Source organism: Serratia sp. CoH_134_PS_4 (assembly GCF_058190535.1).
Genome location: NZ_JBXWKI010000003.1, coordinates 106,766 through 122,091, shown reverse-complemented (window position 1 = coordinate 122,091; position 15,326 = coordinate 106,766). Strand labels below are relative to the sequence as shown.

Here is a 15,326-nt window from a genome sequence, read left to right as displayed (position 1 = left end):
ACGACATGCAACTGACGTTTCTCGGCACCGGCGGCGCGCAGCAGATCCCGGTGTTCGGCTGTGACTGTCTGGTGTGTCAGCGGGCGCGGCGTGAACCGGCTTTTCGGCGACGACCGTGCAGCGCGATGCTTAAATTTCAGGGAGAAACGACCTTGCTGGATGCGGGATTGCCGTCGCTAGAACGGCGCTTTTCGGCGGGGGAAATTCAACGTTTTTTACTGACACATTACCACATGGATCACGTTCAGGGGTTATTTCCTTTGCGCTGGGGGTGCGGAAATTTCATCCCCGTGTACGGTCCGGCGGATGAGCAGGGTTGCGATGACCTCTTTAAACACCCCGGTATACTGGCATTTCAGCCTCCGCTTACACCTTTCGAACCTATTGCGCTGGGGGGGCTGCACGTCACCCCACTGCCCCTACAGCATTCGAAACTCACGCTGGGTTATCTGATCCAGGCCGCAGGGAAATCACTGGCCTATCTGACCGATACCGTCGGTTTGCCGCCGGATAGCGAGGCTTTCCTGCGCCAAGTGCCGCTGGATTTGCTGGTACTCGACTGTAGCCTACCGCCCCAACCACAGGCGCCACGCAACCATAACGATTTAACCCGTGCGTTGGAGATCCAGCAGCGCCTGCAGCCGGGCCGCACGTTGCTCACGCATATCAGCCACCATCTCGATCTGTGGCTGATGGATAACGAATTACCGCGCGGCCTGGAATTGGCGTTCGATAATCTCAGCGTGTGCTGTGATAACAATGCAGCCGATCGGATTCCAATACCTTAACGCCGCTGCCGGGACTGAACGCCTGCTCCAGCAGCGTCTGCGCCACATCCTTCGCGGCAACGGCGCGCCATTTGCCGGGTAGCAACGAGAACAATGGCGCGGTGATGCGTTCGAGCAAACGTGGCGACGAACGTTCGCCCAACAACATTGAGGGGCGTACCAACGTCAGGCGCGGCCAGTTTTGTTCACGCAATGCCTGCTCCATGTTCCCTTTAGTACGGTTATAAAGGAAGGTAGAGCGGGGATTTGCACCTAATGCGCTGACAACCAGACAGTGTTGGGCGCCTAACCGCCGGCCGGTCAACGCGCTTTCGATCACCAGCGTGTAGTCGACATAGTGGAAATTCGCATCGCTGCCCGCCTCACGTCGTGTGGTGCCTAAACAACAGAAAACAATATCGGCCGGTTGCTCCTGCTCTGTCAGCAACGCGAACAGATCATCACCCACAGGGTTGGCTAATTTTTCATGCGCCGGCAACGGCTTACGCGTCGGCGCTACGATCGCCGTGACCTGCGGATTGGCCTGCAACAAACGCAGCAATTCGCTGCCCACCAGCCCTGTGGCCCCTACAATGAACACCCGTGCCATAGATCCTCCCGCCAATTGATGAGTATGAGAAAGTATACACACTAGATCATTGGAGTTGCGTCGAGGCGGCAAGTCTGTAAATCCCCGGGAGCCTGGTCAACCAGGTGACCGGGGTGAGCAGGCGCAGCCAACAAAGAGGCAGCTTCAAGTATGACGGGTATAGTGTGTTGTGTCAGGCCCGCGCCCAATGCAGCTTTTTACCGAAGCCGAGCGTGTTGTCCGTCATTTTCACTTCTTGCAGTTCCAACCGCCAAATCGGTGCTTTCATCATCTTGGCTATTGGAAAACGCTTACAGTAACGCGCCCGGGCCAAGGCTTCTTCATCGCCGGTCAGTATCACCGCTTCGGCCCGATACTGTACGCCGCGGATCAGTGCGATAGTCTTCGGCTTTGGCGCGACTGTCCCCACCACCCCCGCGTTTTTCAGCATCAGTTCGCCGTGACGCGTGTGCGTTTCCGTCATCACCCACAGCGCCATATTCTCGGCATCAAGCACGTAAAAACAGTTGGCACACCACATGTCCATACCATTGCCGGCGCACAGCGTTAGCACATGCTGCTTACTGAGGAAATGCACGATCTGTTGTTGCTCTTCAGTCGTTTTCAACGTCTGTTCTCCCTTTTACCTCTCCTCATCTTACCCTGCGTTGTTGAGGAGGGTCACAAATAACGATAATGCCTGCAAAAACGAAAATAGAATATAAAAACAATAAAAGTGCATTAATATTCCAAACAATCGCAAGTGGGTTTATAACATAAAAAAAACAAAGCATCTTTATATGTGCATTATACAGCCGGTTTAAACGGGGTTCTTTTGCTCAGTCTCTATCTCGGGCAAAGCGTAATGCAAAAAACCCTTTTTCTTTTATCAATCTATTTACATGCAGAAAATCCCATAAATCATTTTTTATGCACACAACTGAATAATAAATGAATAATTATTTATCAATTGCCGCATTTACGTGACTAATGTCACATAATTTAGCTTGAAGGGCGTTAAAATAGCGCCATCTTTTCACTCAGCAAGGTGGATTAGAAATGGAAAACAACAACCGCAAAATGGCGCATATTAGGCGCACCACACATATTATGATGATGGCTCATCGCAGCTGCTTTAGCTTTGCCTTCTTTAACTTCAGATAACGTCCCCTCTCGCTTTACCCAAAGCGGCTTGTCACTATTACACCCACATTATTTATCCTGAGAAATCGGGACGGATATGCACTTCAATTTTTCAATAAATCGTGCAAGTGAATAGCTGCATGGCGTAAGCGCCGCATCAGAAAATACAAAAGAGCGAACTCAGGCTGTGCTATTAAGCACTGCTGCGTTCTTCTCTCGTCTTTATTTTATATAAGGTACCCACGATAAGATCACGCATCTTGTCGGTGGAATACCTTTGCCTAAAGAATGATGAAAATGAATAAATTAAAAATTGCCGCCAATACCAAAACCCTAGGCTGTTTTGAAACTTCTCGCGAAATTGTCGATGTCCATCAGAGCGACTTTAATGATATTGCTGCCATCGTATTGTCAGTAGAAGACGTCACGCAGGGTATGGTGGCGCATCTCGAAGAGATCGGCTTGAATATTCCTGTGTTCGTCGCAGTTTGCTGCGAAGAAGAGTTGGACAACGCCATACTGCCTGCCCTGCATGGCGTATTTGAACTCTGTGGAAAAAACACCCAGTTCTATGGCAAACAGCTGGAAGCCGCAGCGGTTAAATATGAGAGTGAACTGCTGCCCCCTTTCTTTAATACGCTCACGCAGTATGTCGAGATGGGTAATGCGACCTTTGCTTGCCCTGGGCATCAGGGGGGTGAATTTTTCCGTAAACATCCGGCAGGACGCCAGTTCTTTGACTTCTTCGGCGAGACCCTTTTCCGTTCTGATATGTGCAACGCAGACGTGAAGTTGGGGGATTTACTGATTCATGAAGGCGCCCCCTGCGCAGCACAACAGCATGCCGCTAAAGTGTTTAACGCAGATAAAACCTATTTCGTTCTCAACGGCACATCTGCCTCAAACAAGGTCGCGACCAACGCCCTGCTGACACGCGGTGATTTGGTGCTGTTTGACCGCAATAACCATAAATCTAACCACCATGGCGCGCTGATCCAGGCGGGGGCAACGCCGATCTATCTGGAAACTGCCCGTAATCCGTTTGGCTTTATCGGCGGAATCGATGCTCATTGCTTTGAAGAACGCTATTTACGTCAGCAGATCCGCGAAGTCGCCCCTGAACGCGCCAATGAAGCCAGGCCTTTCCGTTTGGCAATCATCCAGTTAGGCACCTACGACGGCACCATTTATAACGCCCGTCAGGTGGTCGATAAAATTGGTCATCTGTGCGATTACATTTTGTTCGACTCTGCCTGGGTTGGTTATGAGCAATTCATTCCAATGATGAAGGACTGCTCGCCGTTGCTGCTTGAGCTCAACGAAAACGATCCGGGGATCATTGTTACTCAGTCTGTCCATAAACAGCAGGCCGGGTTCTCACAAACCTCGCAAATTCACAAGAAAGACAAGCATATCAAGGGGCAAGATCGCTACTGCAACCACAAACGCTTTAACAATGCCTTTATGCTGCATGCGTCCACCAGCCCGTTCTACCCCCTGTTTGCCGCACTGGACGTCAATGCCAAAATGCATGAAGGCAAGAGTGGCCGGCGTCTGTGGAAAGAGTGCGTTCGCGTCGGCATTGAAGCACGCAAGATGCTGCTGGACACCTGCAGCCTAATCAAACCTTTTGTTCCAGACCAAATCGACGGCAAAGCCTGGCAGTCCTATGACACTGAAACAATGGCCAACGACTTGCGTTTCTTCAACTTTGTTCCCGGCGAGAAATGGCACGCCTTTGAAGGCTATGCGGAATCGCAGTATTTTGTCGATCCGTGCAAATTGCTGCTCACTACGCCGGGAATTGATACGGCAAGCGGCCATTATAGCGATTTCGGTATTCCGGCAACCATTTTGGCCAACTATCTGCGCGAAAACGGCATCGTACCGGAGAAATGCGACCTCAATTCTATTTTGTTCTTGCTTACACCGGCCGAAGACATCGCCAAAATGCAGCATTTGGTGGCGCTTATTGCCCGTTTCGAAAAGCATATCGAACAAGACTCTTTAATTAGCGACGTTTTGCCTGCGGTTTATAAAAATAACCAGCAGCGCTATGAAAACTATACCCTTCGCCAGCTCTGCCAAGAAATGCACGACCTCTATGTAAGCTACGACGTTAAGGAACTGCAAAAAGAAATGTTCAGGAAGAGCTATTTCCCTCGTGTAGCCATGAATCCACAGGATGCGAATACCGCATTTGTTCGCGGCAATGTGGAATTAGTCTCGCTGGCAAAATCCGAAGGCAGAATTGCCGCCGAAGGTGCCTTGCCTTATCCCCCAGGTGTTTTGTGTGTTGTGCCTGGGGAAATTTGGGGTGGTGCTGCACAGCGTTATTTCCTGGCATTGGAAGAAGGCATCAATTTATTGCCTGGCTTCGCACCGGAATTACAAGGCGTGTATATCCAGAAAGATGAAGATGGCTGGAACCGTGCTTACGGTTACGTAATGAAAAATTAAACACCTTACAAGGCGGTGAATACCCTTCACCGCCCAGATCGCATTATAAAAGAGAGAATGATCATGAGTAAGTCTACTAATAAAATGGGGGTCGTGCAGCTAACGATCCTCACCGCAGTGAACATGATGGGTTCTGGCATAATTATGCTGCCGACCAAACTGGCCGAAGTGGGCACAATTTCCATCGTATCCTGGTTGGTCACTGCCATAGGTTCAATGGCGCTCGCTTATGCCTTCGCCAAATGCGGCATGTTCAGCCGAAAATCCGGCGGCATGGGCGGGTATGCCGAATACGCCTTCGGTAAATCGGGGAATTTCATGGCGAATTACACCTACGGTGTATCGCTGTTGATTGCCAATATCGCCATCGCTATTTCCGCCGTCGGCTACGGCACTGAATTGTTTGGCGCCAATCTAAGCCCACTGGGGATCTGTATCGCCACCATTGGCGTGCTGTGGTTAGCGACGGTTGCTAACTTCGGTGGCGCGCGCATTACCGGCAGGATCAGCGGTATCACGGTCTGGGGCGTTATTATTCCGGTCGTGGGGATCTCTATCATCGGCTGGTATTGGTTCAGTGGCAGCGCCTATATCGCCGCATGGAACCCGCATTCGGTACCCACCTTTGAAGCCATTGGGGCTTCTATCTCCATGACCCTGTGGGCGTTCCTGGGCCTTGAATCCGCCTGTGCCAATACTGACGTAGTGGAAAACCCTGAACGGAATGTTCCGATCGCCGTACTCGGCGGCACCCTCAGTGCTGCGGTTATCTATATCGTTTCAACCAACGTCATCGCCGGCATCGTCCCCAACATGGATCTGGCGAATTCGACCGCGCCTTTCGGGTTGGCGTTTTCACACATGTTCAACCCGACGGTCGGTAAGATCATCATGGCGCTGATGATCATGTCCTGCGTCGGCTCGCTGCTGGGTTGGCAGTTCACCATTGCGCAGGTGTTCAAATCCTCTGCCGACAGTGGCTTCTTCCCGAAAATTTTCTCAAAACTCAGCAAGGCGGATGCACCGGTTAAAGGCATGCTGACCATTGTTGTCATCCAGAGCCTGTTGTCTCTGATGACCATCAGCCCGTCACTGAATAAACAGTTCAACGTGCTGGTGAATCTGGCGGTGGTGACCAATATCATCCCCTACATCTTGTCGATGGCAGCGCTGATCATTATTCAAAAGGTGGCGAAAGTGCCGGAGAACAAAGCGCGGATCGCCAATATTATCGCCGGTATTGGGGCACTCTACAGCTTCTATGCACTCTACAGTTCCGGCGAAGAAGCCATGATGTGGGGCGCAATTGCCACCTTCCTCGGCTGGACGTTATACGGCATGGTTTCACCGCGCTTTGAAATGGCGGGGAAAAAAGGCTAACGGGCGTCAACTCTGGGTGGCCGGGGATGGGATTACGGCAGGGAACATGCCATCATATTCCGACCTTGGCCACCAACGTTGCTGCTTATCCATGACGGAAACACACTCAGCCTGGCATCTCTACATGCTGCGCATGCCCAGCGGTATGCTATATACCGGCATCACCACCGATGTGGCACGGCGGTTAACGCAACATCAAGCCGGTAAAGGTGCGAAGGCACTGCGAGGGAAAGGGGAACTGGTGCTGGCGTTTCACTGCCTGGTGGGGGATCGCTCGAAAGCATTGAGACTGGAATACCGGGTAAAACAACTGACTAAAATGCAAAAAGAGAGGCTGGTGAGTCACCCGCCTCTTTCATTGGATTATTTACTGCCGGACGTTAATGTTAAAGCCGGTTAAACGGCTCTGAGTACTCAACCAATCCGCTTACGTCGGTCAAGGCATCTTCCGCCAGTGGGTACACCTGGAACGCAGTTTCGGTTCCCGGCCAACGACATTGCAGGCCGTAGGCGGCGGCAGGCTTAAAGCCCAATCGCCCGTAGTAGGCCGGTTCGCCCAGTACGACTACCGCGGCATAGCTGAACTCGTTCAGTGCATCCAACCCCTCGTAAATCAGCTTTTCGCCCAACCCTTGCCGGCGCAGGCTTTCATCTACCGCCAGCGGAGCCAAACCGACCCATTGGCGATCAACGCCTGCGACATCTACCGGGCTGAACGCGGCATAACCCACCACGCCGCCTTCATCGTCGGTGGCGACAATGCCGAGCGTCAGCAGGCCATCTTCGCGCAGTTGTTGCACCAGGTCAGCCTCATCATCACGGCCGAAGGCGCGGCGCAGCAGCGCATCGATCCCCGCGGCATCTACCGGAATTTCTACGCGAATTAGCATGATACCGGCACACGGGAAGTGTGCACCGTGCCCTCCTGCAGCCCTGCTTCCACAAACTCAGCCAGTTGCAGCAGACCCACGCGCAATGGTGTAGGCATAGCTTCCAGCTCAATGGCGTCCATCAGATTTTTTACGTACAGGCCCAATTCGGTATCCCCTTCAATCTGCAGCCGACGCTGAAAGAACAGCGTATCCGGATCTTGCTTACGCGCCGCGATCAGAATCAGATCGTTGGCGTCCCCGCTGAAGCTCACATCAGCCTCGGCGTGTTGGCTGACAACCAGTTTGTCGTTTTCTACCGTCATAAACCAGTGTAGCGCCAGATCGCGAACTTCGATCTTTAACCAGCGCGACTCGAGAAATGCCAGATCGCCATCCGCCAACGCCTGACGGAACTGCCAGCCCAACACCTGTTCCAGAAGTTGACGCTGCAAAACAAACGGCGTGAATTTTAGCGGTACGCGCAGCAGCGACGGCCCCTGGCGCACAATGCGCGCTCGTAATTGTTCCAACACTGTCGTTCACTCCTTTCAATACAGACTCGCGCTATTTTGCCACAATGACGCGCGGCTGAAGCGCTCTATATCAACAAATAGTGCATTTCACCGCCAACGTTATCAATACGCCAGAAGCTGCCCCAAATCAAAGCCTGTTCATCGCGCTTTCACTAAAATTGCCTCCCGATTAGCGTTTGCCGGTTGGAAACGGTCACCGGCAACCATTGTGACAGCCTACGCCCGTCACGGGTGTGCGGCTGAGTCAGGATAAATCTATGGAGCTGCTTTGTCCCGCCGGTAATCTGCCGGCCCTGAAGGCTGCGGTGGATAACGGCGCAGATGCCGTGTACATCGGCCTGAAAGATGATACTAACGCGCGCCACTTTGCCGGCCTTAACTTCACCGAGAAAAAGCTGCAGGAAGCGGTCGACTACGTGCACCGCCACAACCGTAAACTGCACATTGCCATCAACACATTCGCCCACCCGGACGGTTATGCCCGCTGGCAGCGCGCAGTAGACATGGCGGCACAATTGGGTGCCGACGTGTTGATCCTGGCTGATTTGGCCATGCTGGAATACGCCGCCGAACGTTACCCGCAGCTTGAGCGTCATGTGTCAGTGCAAGCCTCCGCCACCAATGAAGAGGCAATCCGCTTTTACCAACGCCATTTTGATGTCGGCCGGGTCGTCCTGCCGCGCGTGTTGTCGATGCATCAGGTCAAGCAGTTGGCACGTACCAGCCCAGTACCGCTGGAAGTCTTCGCCTTCGGCAGCCTATGCATCATGGCCGAAGGACGCTGCTACCTCTCTTCTTATCTGACGGGGGAGTCGCCCAATACCGTCGGTGCCTGCTCGCCGGCACGCTACGTGCGCTGGCAACAAACGCCTCAAGGTATGGAGTCACGCCTGAACGGCGTGTTGATCGACCGTTACCGGGATGATGAGAATGCCGGCTACCCTACCCTGTGTAAGGGCCGCTATTTAGTCGACGACGTGCGTTATCACGCGCTGGAAGAACCCACCAGCCTCAATACGCTGGAGCTGCTGCCAGAGCTGCTGGCCGCCAATATTGCCTCTGTGAAGATCGAAGGTCGCCAGCGCAGCCCGGCCTATGTCAGCCAGGTTGCCCGCGTTTGGCGTCAGGCCATTGACCGCTGTCAGGCCGATCCGGCTGCCTATCATGCTGATGCCGGCTGGATGGAAGCCCTTGGGGCGATGTCTGAAGGTACGCAAACGACGCTCGGTGCCTATCACCGCAAATGGCAGTAGCAGGAGGAAACATGAAATACGCATTAGGCCCGGTGCTGTACTACTGGCCGAAAACCGAGGTCGAAGATTTTTACCGGCAAGCGGTGAGCAGCAGCGCAGAGATTATTTACCTCGGCGAAAGTGTCTGTACCAAACGGCGCGAGATGAAGGTAGGTGATTGGCTCGCGTTGGCACAAGAGATCGCCCGCCGCGGTAAACAGGTGGTGATCTCCACGCTGGCGCTGTTGCAGGCCCCCTCTGAGCTGAACGAGCTCAAACGCTATGTGGAAAACGGGGAATTCCTGATTGAGGCCAACGATTTAGGCAGTGTGAACATGGCGGCAGAACGTGGCCTGCCGTTCATCGCCGGTCATGCCCTAAACTGCTACAACGCCTATACCCTGCGCCTGCTGCACCGTCAGGGCATGATGCGCTGGTGTATGCCCGTTGAATTGTCACGTGACTGGCTGGCTAAACTGCTGGAACAGTGCGATGAACTGGGTTTCCGCCAGCAGTTTGAGGTTGAAGTGCTGAGTTATGGTCACCTGCCGCTGGCCTATTCTGCACGCTGCTTTACCGCACGCTCGGAAGATCGCGCCAAAGATGAATGCGAAACCTGTTGTATCAAATACCCGCAGGGGCGAATGATGCGCTCGCAGGAACAGCAGCAGGTGTTCGTGCTCAATGGCATTCAGACCATGAGTGGTTACTGCTACAACCTGGGTAACGAGTTGGCCAGTATGCAGGGATTAGTGGATATCGTACGCCTGTCTCCGCAGAGCACGGAGACGTTGGCACTGGTCGAGCGCTTCCGCGCCAACGAGCAAGGTGCGCAGCCGCTGGCTTTGACCAATCACACCGACTGCAACGGCTACTGGCGCCGGGTGGCGGGGCTGGAATTGGTGTCTTAGCGAGGTAAGCGCCGGCGGCACTCTGCCGCCGGTGTTGGTTTACGCCGTACGTTTCTCCTGTTTTCTCTGCAGCATTCCTCACTTTGCCACCTTCAATCACCCGCTTTACGCGCCATTATCTGTTTTGTTCACTGTGCTTCTTGATTAATTCATTTGAATGAATTAATTTTTTAGACGACATTCAATAAATGAGATGAGGAGTAACGACATGTTGACACGCCCTGAACCGTTATCTCTGGCCGAGCGCGACCGCCGCTGGCAGTTGGCGCGGGACATTATGCAGGCGGAAGATCTTGCGGCCCTGATCGTCTATGGCGACCGGGAAGCGGCCGCCCCTGCCGGTTTCGCACCGGATTGCTACTTCACCAACGATCGTCCCGGTTCGATCGTCGTTTTCGTCGGCGATGAATCACCACGCATTTACACCTTCGCTTCAATGATGGTGGCCGACCACCTGCAGGCCTCGTTGCGCGGCGATCTACAGTGGGTCGGTGCGGAACAGCTGTTCGTCGGTAAAACCGGCCGCGATGTCGGTGCCTGGCTGGCCGAGCGCCGTTTAGCAGGAACCCGCATCGGCATCATCGGGCTGGAACCATACCCCCCCTTCTACTTCGACGGCGCCATGCCGGCCCGCACGCTGCAGGGGTTGACGGAGGCGCTCCCAACGGCCAATTGGATACCGGTCTACCGCGAATTCTTCCGGCGCGCCTCGGTAAAAAGCGAGGAGGAATTGCTGCTGGTACGCTATGCCGCACACATCGGCGAAGCCATGAGCGAAACATTGCGAGCCACTGCCAGCCCCGGCGTTTCCGAAGCCGATCTGGTGGCGGCGGTGACGGCGACCTGCTTCTCGATGGGCGGTTATACTGCAGAGCTGCTGTTGGGATCCGGCCCCGAATACGTCGGTTGGGGGCCACCGGCCTGGCAATATCGCGCTCAGGCGCCACGGATTCTGCAAGAAGGCGATTTGGTATTGTCGGAGATCTTCGCGCTGTACGGTATGATGGAAACCCAGCATCAGGCCGCCGTCGCCATCGGCGAGGTACACCCCGATATTCTGAGCGCTGCGGCGATCGCCAGAGCGAGTTATGAGGCGGGATTAGGCGCGCTACGAACGGGTAACACCTTCGGCGATGTGGTCGACGCCATGGAACAACCGCTGCTGGCCGCCGGTGGCTGGCACGTGCATCCGCTGATCCATAGCCTTAATCCCTATGGTCCGGTCGGTTTCGGCACCGCGCCCGGCATAGAGTCTCTCCCCGAAGCCGCCCGTTATGCGCAGCTCAGGCGTTTGCCTACCGTGGGGCGTGAACTGCCGCTGCAAGCGGGCATGTGCTTCGCTTTTGAACCCAACTGTGCTTTCGGCAGGCATATGGCCAACATCGGTGGTACGGTATTGGTGGGTGAAACAGGCGGCGTGGCACTGAATGAGAACTCAACCCGGCTGATGTTCGCAGGCGGCTAACATCGATAATCAGGAGACAATGTTTCAATGCAGAATCAGGACAGGCTCAATGAGCGTACCCGCGAAACCCAGGAACGTCTTATCCGGGCAGGCTTGAGCCTGTTCAGCAAACATGGGCTCGAAGGCGTGCGCACCCGCCAACTTGCCGAAGCGGCAGGGGTGAATCAGTCCGCCATTCCCTACCATTTTGGCGGCAAGGAGGGCGTCTATCTGGCGGTGCTGGAACATGTAGCCGGTAGCATTGTCGCTCATTTGGCCTTGCCGCGCCGCCTACTCGCCGGGCAAACCCCGGCGGAAGGGTTACGGTCATTGATGCAAGATTTCGTCACCGCCTTGCTGGGGTCGGAAACATCTGCGGCAAGCAGCCTGTTGTTGGCGCGAGAACAGCTCCAGCCCAGTGCGGATTTCGATGCTCTGCATACCCGTTTATTCTCACCGCTGCATCATGCCGTCAGCGAGCTGGTCACGGCGATCCGCTCCGACCGACCTGACCTGAAAGAGAATATCCTGCGCGCGCACGCGATACTCGGCCAGGCGTTGTCCTTCGCCGTCGCGCGCGAGGCGCTGTTGCGAAGGCTGGGAGAAAACGCGCTGTCGCCACAGGATATCGCGCAGATCGCCGCTCTGGTTGGCACGATGTCAGTCGCCGCCGCGCAAGGCTGAACGCGGCGGCATTGGTTACGCCCGCCGTTTCCTGAACATCCCGCGCAACGCCACGCTGTTGCGAATAAAGCCCACACCGAAGCCCAACAGGGTGTAAATGATCCCCAGCACCAGCAGCATCACTACGTCACCCCCGACTTCGTTCAACGAAAGCCCCATCTGGTTAACCCCCGCAACGGCTTTGGTCGCCCAAGTGGAGGGAATACAATAGGAAATCGCCCGCACCCAGCCCGGCATTGCCTGCAGCGGCCAAATGGTACCGGAGAGGTAGAATATTGGCGTGGTAATAAAGGCCAGCGTCAGGTAGATCATCTCTACGCTGCGCAGACACTCGGTCACAAGCTTGCCCAGCCCCAATACCGCCAGCAAAAACGGGAACGTCAGCAGCAGAATTTCCGCGATGCCCGCGGTTTGCCGGTAACCAAGCACCCATGGCCACAGCACAAACAGCACGATAGACAAAAATAACCAGATAGGCAGCAACGCCGTCAGCCCCCCCAGATGTGCTGCCAGCGGTGCTTTCCCACCAGGCATACTCTTCATGGCAATACTGACTCGCACACAGGCAATCAACAGTGAGTGCTGTAGAAGCATCACCAACAGGCCGGGGAAGATAATTGCCGCAAAGCTGATACCCGGGTTGAACACATCCAACGTCTGCCCCACTATTGGCGTCAGGATCACCTGCGCCTGGCGCTCACTGAAGCCGCTGCGCAGCAACAGCCCGTTGTTGTACTGGGTCAGCAGTTGCTGATAGGCCGCTACGACGTCCTGCTGGATCTGGCCATTAGCCAGGCGGTTGGTCGCATCGCCGTAAACCGGCACCACAATATTTTGGCCGCTCAGGATCTTCTTCTCCAGATCCACCGGCATGATGATCACCGCGAACAGCTTGCGCCAACCGAGATCGCGCTGTGCCTGTTCCAGGCTGTCGTAGGTCACGATGGCGATTTTCGATGTGGCGTCCAGTTGACGGATAAGTTGACGGCTGGCAGTGCTGTGATCCTGATCGATAACACCCACCGGCAAATCCCATACCGTACGGTTGGCATAGACCATACTCATCACGCACAGCGACAGGATCAACATCAGCCACATCGGCCGCTCAAGCATCCCGAGCAGTACCCGGACGAAAGTTTGCCAATAGAGCTTCATCCTGCGCTCCCTTCTTTTTGCAGCCGCACCAAGAGCCGGTTGCGCACCAACAGCCCAGCCACCAGCGGATAAATCGACAGCAACGCACAAACACTGAAAATGGCACTGGCCGGCACCTGCCGCAGGAACACGTCAAACATCGCGTACAGTGCGTGGGTCAGCGGCTCGATATTGGAGATAATACGCGCAGGCAGCGGCATCGACAGTTCCGGCACCGCCATGCCCGAGAAGGTCAAAGCGATACTCACCAAAATGGCGATCAGGCTGTAAGCGGTGATGGTCGTGCTGGTGAAGGTAAATAACAGCAGGCCAATGCTTTGCGCCGCCATGACATAGAAAAAAGCGATCATCAGCATGAACAGCGGATTGCCGCTGACGCGAGCATCAAAAATACCGACCAGCGCGGCAATCTCCACCATCAGCAAACTGGTGAAACAAAGGGTATAGGGCGCCAGTTTACCGAGCAGTGCCAAGCTGAACGGGCGGGCTTTCAACAGCGATTTACTGCGCGCCAAAACGTAGATCGTGCAGGTCACCACAAACAGCTGCAGTAAATGGATGGTGGCGGCAAACTGCTGGTAATAGATGTAACTGCCGCTGGCGTTAAACAAGCTGCCATACGATAACGTCACGTCCGCCAAAGGCGGCAGCGTCTTACCCATCTCACCCGCGATAATACTGCGGTAGCTGGCGTTAATCTCAGCCATCAACCCGCTGAAATCCTGGGTGGAATACAAACCGGCACCGTAAAACAACGCGTTGTAGTACATCACTACGCTGGGCTGCTTGCCTGCCAGCGCGTTGGCTTCAAAATCCGGTGGCACATACAGTAGTGCGTAATCTTGCGCACTGCGCAGACGATGCAGCGACTCAGCCAACCCACCGTTATAAGCTTCAACATGGGCATGTGAGCCGGCATCCAACCTGCGGGTCAACGACTTGGACAATGAGCTGTGATCGTTATCCACCACCGACACAGGCAGATCCAGCAAGGTCCCTTCCGAAAAGTTACTGCTGATCAGCCCAAACAGGATCAACGGAAAGATCCAGCTTAGCCAGTGTACAACCGGGCTGCGGAAGGCCATGCGACATTCGTTATCGAATGCGTGGCTAAAACAGCGCCAACCGGCCCTTACTCTTTCCATAGCCATAAGCTGCTCATCCCTGGACGCAAGCCTTCCACCGGTTGTGACGGATACAGACGCACTTCAAACGTTTTCAGATCGAAGTCACCGGTAGCGCGCGTGGCGCGTTTGGTGGCGTAATCACCCAGTGGGGCGATATAGCGTACTTCGGCTTCAATCATTTTGTCCTTCAGCGCCGGTACACGCATTTTGATCTTATCGCCCTTGCGCACATGGGCCAAAATGTCTTCGCGCAGGTTGAACACGAAATAGGCGTCAGGAATGCGGATCAACGTCAACAGCGGGCTACCGGCGTTCAACAGTTCCCCGACCTCTGCCGGAATAGGCCCCACTTCACCATCGACCGGCGCTAACACCTGCAAATCGTCCGTCTGTGCTTTGACTTGCAGCAGATTTTCTTCCGCCGCCCGCAACGCCGCCGCGTATTGTTGCCGCAGTTCGATACGGTCACCGTTGGTGCCTTCATCCAGATTGGCTTTGGCCGCTTGCACCTGCTGGAAGGCGGTATCACGCGCACGGCGTGAGCTGTCCAGCTCAGACTTTGAAATATAGCCTTTGCCGGATACGCTCAAGTTACGGTTGTAATCGTTCTGTGCATTACGGTATTGCGCTTCGGCCTGCGCCAGATTGGCACGCAAGTTACGGATGCTTTCTTCACGCGTCCCGTGCAACGACTGATCGAGCTGCGCCTTGGCTTCGTCCCGCGTCGCCTGTGCGGAGCGCAGTTGGGCCATCAGCTCTGGGCTGTCGAGCTGAATCATCACCTGCCCGACCTTCACGTCATCGCCACGTTCCACTAAACGTTCTACGACCCGCCCCTTGGCCTTAGACGCCACAATCACCTCGGGTGCGTCCACTTCCCCTTGCAGCAGCAGGTCTTGGTTATGGGCACGGAACAAAATCGCCATGGCGATCGCTACCACCATCAATAGCAGGGTAAACAATGTCTTTTTTTTCATTATCTCAGCTCCCTGAGCGGTAAGCGGCAGGCGGAAATCAACACGTCCATAT

General features: G+C 54.8%; 16 protein-coding genes. 9 read left to right on the top strand and 7 right to left on the bottom strand.

Annotated elements, in window-relative coordinates; translation table 11 throughout:
* Positions 1-5 precede the first annotated feature (5 nt).
* Positions 6-788 (top strand): phosphonate metabolism protein PhnP, encoded by a 783-nt coding sequence (gene phnP, locus AC2FCQ_RS07565; protein ID WP_490307968.1) that lies wholly within the window; start codon positions 6-8, stop codon positions 786-788.
* Here phnP and AC2FCQ_RS07560 read toward each other — a convergent pair.
* Positions 739-1,377 (bottom strand): NAD(P)H-binding protein, encoded by a 639-nt coding sequence (locus AC2FCQ_RS07560; RefSeq protein WP_490307967.1) that lies wholly within the window; start codon positions 1,375-1,377, stop codon positions 739-741. The genes phnP and AC2FCQ_RS07560 overlap by 50 nt on opposite strands.
* Positions 1,378-1,549: 172 nt before the next feature.
* Positions 1,550-1,984, bottom strand: a complete 435-nt coding sequence (locus AC2FCQ_RS07555; protein ID WP_209634389.1) for a YhbP family protein — start codon at positions 1,982-1,984, stop codon at positions 1,550-1,552.
* A 431-nt stretch (positions 1,985-2,415) separates the two neighbouring features.
* On the opposite strand from AC2FCQ_RS07555, the gene speFL reads away from it, so the two are divergent.
* The 4 genes from speFL (at position 2,416) to AC2FCQ_RS07535 (ending at position 6,739) form a co-directional block, all read left to right on the top strand.
* Complete coding sequence (speFL, locus tag AC2FCQ_RS07550) at positions 2,416-2,520, top strand: leader peptide SpeFL (protein ID WP_112363015.1); 105 nt, start codon at positions 2,416-2,418, stop codon at positions 2,518-2,520.
* A 276-nt stretch (positions 2,521-2,796) separates the two neighbouring features.
* Positions 2,797-4,959, top strand: coding sequence for an ornithine decarboxylase SpeF (gene speF / locus AC2FCQ_RS07545; RefSeq protein WP_490307966.1), 2,163 nt, complete (start codon positions 2,797-2,799; stop codon positions 4,957-4,959).
* Positions 4,960-5,022: 63 nt separating this feature from the next.
* Positions 5,023-6,339, top strand: coding sequence for a putrescine-ornithine antiporter (potE, locus tag AC2FCQ_RS07540; RefSeq protein WP_209634385.1), 1,317 nt, complete (start codon positions 5,023-5,025; stop codon positions 6,337-6,339).
* 91 nt (positions 6,340-6,430) lie between these two features.
* Positions 6,431-6,739, top strand: coding sequence for a GIY-YIG nuclease family protein (locus tag AC2FCQ_RS07535; RefSeq protein WP_209635266.1), 309 nt, complete (start codon positions 6,431-6,433; stop codon positions 6,737-6,739).
* Here AC2FCQ_RS07535 and AC2FCQ_RS07530 read toward each other — a convergent pair.
* Positions 6,726-7,229, bottom strand: coding sequence for a GNAT family N-acetyltransferase (locus AC2FCQ_RS07530; RefSeq protein ID WP_209634383.1), 504 nt, complete (start codon positions 7,227-7,229; stop codon positions 6,726-6,728). The two genes, AC2FCQ_RS07535 and AC2FCQ_RS07530, sit on opposite strands and share 14 nt — an antisense overlap.
* Positions 7,223-7,744, bottom strand: a complete 522-nt coding sequence (gene ubiT / locus AC2FCQ_RS07525) for a ubiquinone anaerobic biosynthesis accessory factor UbiT (protein ID WP_209634381.1) — start codon at positions 7,742-7,744, stop codon at positions 7,223-7,225. Before ubiT ends, AC2FCQ_RS07530 begins: the two co-directional genes overlap by 7 nt.
* A 257-nt stretch (positions 7,745-8,001) precedes the next feature.
* Between ubiT and ubiU the strand changes: the two genes are divergently transcribed.
* The 4 genes from ubiU (at position 8,002) to AC2FCQ_RS07505 (ending at position 12,015) form a co-directional block, all read left to right on the top strand.
* Positions 8,002-8,997 carry a ubiquinone anaerobic biosynthesis protein UbiU gene (gene ubiU / locus AC2FCQ_RS07520; protein WP_209634379.1) on the top strand — a complete coding sequence of 332 codons (996 nt, stop codon included), beginning with the start codon at positions 8,002-8,004 and terminating at the stop codon, positions 8,995-8,997.
* 11 nt (positions 8,998-9,008) lie between these two features.
* Entirely contained in the window at positions 9,009-9,887 is an 879-nt protein-coding gene (locus tag AC2FCQ_RS07515; RefSeq protein WP_404760312.1) for a U32 family peptidase, read from the top strand.
* 208 nt (positions 9,888-10,095) lie between these two features.
* Complete coding sequence (locus AC2FCQ_RS07510; RefSeq protein ID WP_404760311.1) at positions 10,096-11,352, top strand: M24 family metallopeptidase; 1,257 nt, start codon at positions 10,096-10,098, stop codon at positions 11,350-11,352.
* 27 nt (positions 11,353-11,379) lie between these two features.
* Positions 11,380-12,015: a CerR family C-terminal domain-containing protein gene (locus AC2FCQ_RS07505; protein WP_490307965.1), complete on the top strand. Its 636-nt coding sequence runs from the start codon at positions 11,380-11,382 to the stop codon at positions 12,013-12,015.
* Between the two features lie 15 nt (positions 12,016-12,030).
* Here the strand turns inward: AC2FCQ_RS07505 and AC2FCQ_RS07500 are convergent, their stop codons facing one another.
* Genes AC2FCQ_RS07500 through AC2FCQ_RS07490 form a run of 3 tightly spaced genes read right to left on the bottom strand, consistent with a single transcriptional unit; the run spans position 12,031 to position 15,274 of the window.
* Positions 12,031-13,170: an ABC transporter permease gene (locus AC2FCQ_RS07500; protein WP_209634371.1), complete on the bottom strand. Its 1,140-nt coding sequence runs from the start codon at positions 13,168-13,170 to the stop codon at positions 12,031-12,033.
* Positions 13,167-14,321, bottom strand: coding sequence for an ABC transporter permease (locus tag AC2FCQ_RS07495; RefSeq protein WP_209634369.1), 1,155 nt, complete (start codon positions 14,319-14,321; stop codon positions 13,167-13,169). The genes AC2FCQ_RS07500 and AC2FCQ_RS07495 overlap by 4 nt, the downstream gene beginning before the upstream one ends.
* Complete coding sequence (locus AC2FCQ_RS07490) at positions 14,303-15,274, bottom strand: HlyD family secretion protein (protein WP_209634367.1); 972 nt, start codon at positions 15,272-15,274, stop codon at positions 14,303-14,305. Before AC2FCQ_RS07490 ends, AC2FCQ_RS07495 begins: the two co-directional genes overlap by 19 nt.
* Positions 15,275-15,326: the final 52 nt, after the last annotated feature.

Coding starts and splice junctions, on each gene's coding strand:
- AC2FCQ_RS07515 (WP_404760312.1), top strand. CDS start 9,009: ATGAAATACGCATTAGGCCCGGTGCTGTACTACTGGCCGAAAACCGAG.
- speF (WP_490307966.1), top strand. CDS start 2,797: ATGAATAAATTAAAAATTGCCGCCAATACCAAAACCCTAGGCTGTTTT.
- AC2FCQ_RS07560 (WP_490307967.1), bottom strand. CDS start 1,377: ATGGCACGGGTGTTCATTGTAGGGGCCACAGGGCTGGTGGGCAGCGAA.
- AC2FCQ_RS07505 (WP_490307965.1), top strand. CDS start 11,380: ATGCAGAATCAGGACAGGCTCAATGAGCGTACCCGCGAAACCCAGGAA.
- AC2FCQ_RS07495 (WP_209634369.1), bottom strand. CDS start 14,321: ATGGCTATGGAAAGAGTAAGGGCCGGTTGGCGCTGTTTTAGCCACGCA.
- AC2FCQ_RS07535 (WP_209635266.1), top strand. CDS start 6,431: ATGACGGAAACACACTCAGCCTGGCATCTCTACATGCTGCGCATGCCC.
- AC2FCQ_RS07530 (WP_209634383.1), bottom strand. CDS start 7,229: ATGCTAATTCGCGTAGAAATTCCGGTAGATGCCGCGGGGATCGATGCG.
- potE (WP_209634385.1), top strand. CDS start 5,023: ATGAGTAAGTCTACTAATAAAATGGGGGTCGTGCAGCTAACGATCCTC.
- phnP (WP_490307968.1), top strand. CDS start 6: ATGCAACTGACGTTTCTCGGCACCGGCGGCGCGCAGCAGATCCCGGTG.
- speFL (WP_112363015.1), top strand. CDS start 2,416: ATGGAAAACAACAACCGCAAAATGGCGCATATTAGGCGCACCACACAT.
- AC2FCQ_RS07490 (WP_209634367.1), bottom strand. CDS start 15,274: ATGAAAAAAAAGACATTGTTTACCCTGCTATTGATGGTGGTAGCGATC.
- AC2FCQ_RS07510 (WP_404760311.1), top strand. CDS start 10,096: ATGTTGACACGCCCTGAACCGTTATCTCTGGCCGAGCGCGACCGCCGC.
- AC2FCQ_RS07500 (WP_209634371.1), bottom strand. CDS start 13,170: ATGAAGCTCTATTGGCAAACTTTCGTCCGGGTACTGCTCGGGATGCTT.
- ubiU (WP_209634379.1), top strand. CDS start 8,002: ATGGAGCTGCTTTGTCCCGCCGGTAATCTGCCGGCCCTGAAGGCTGCG.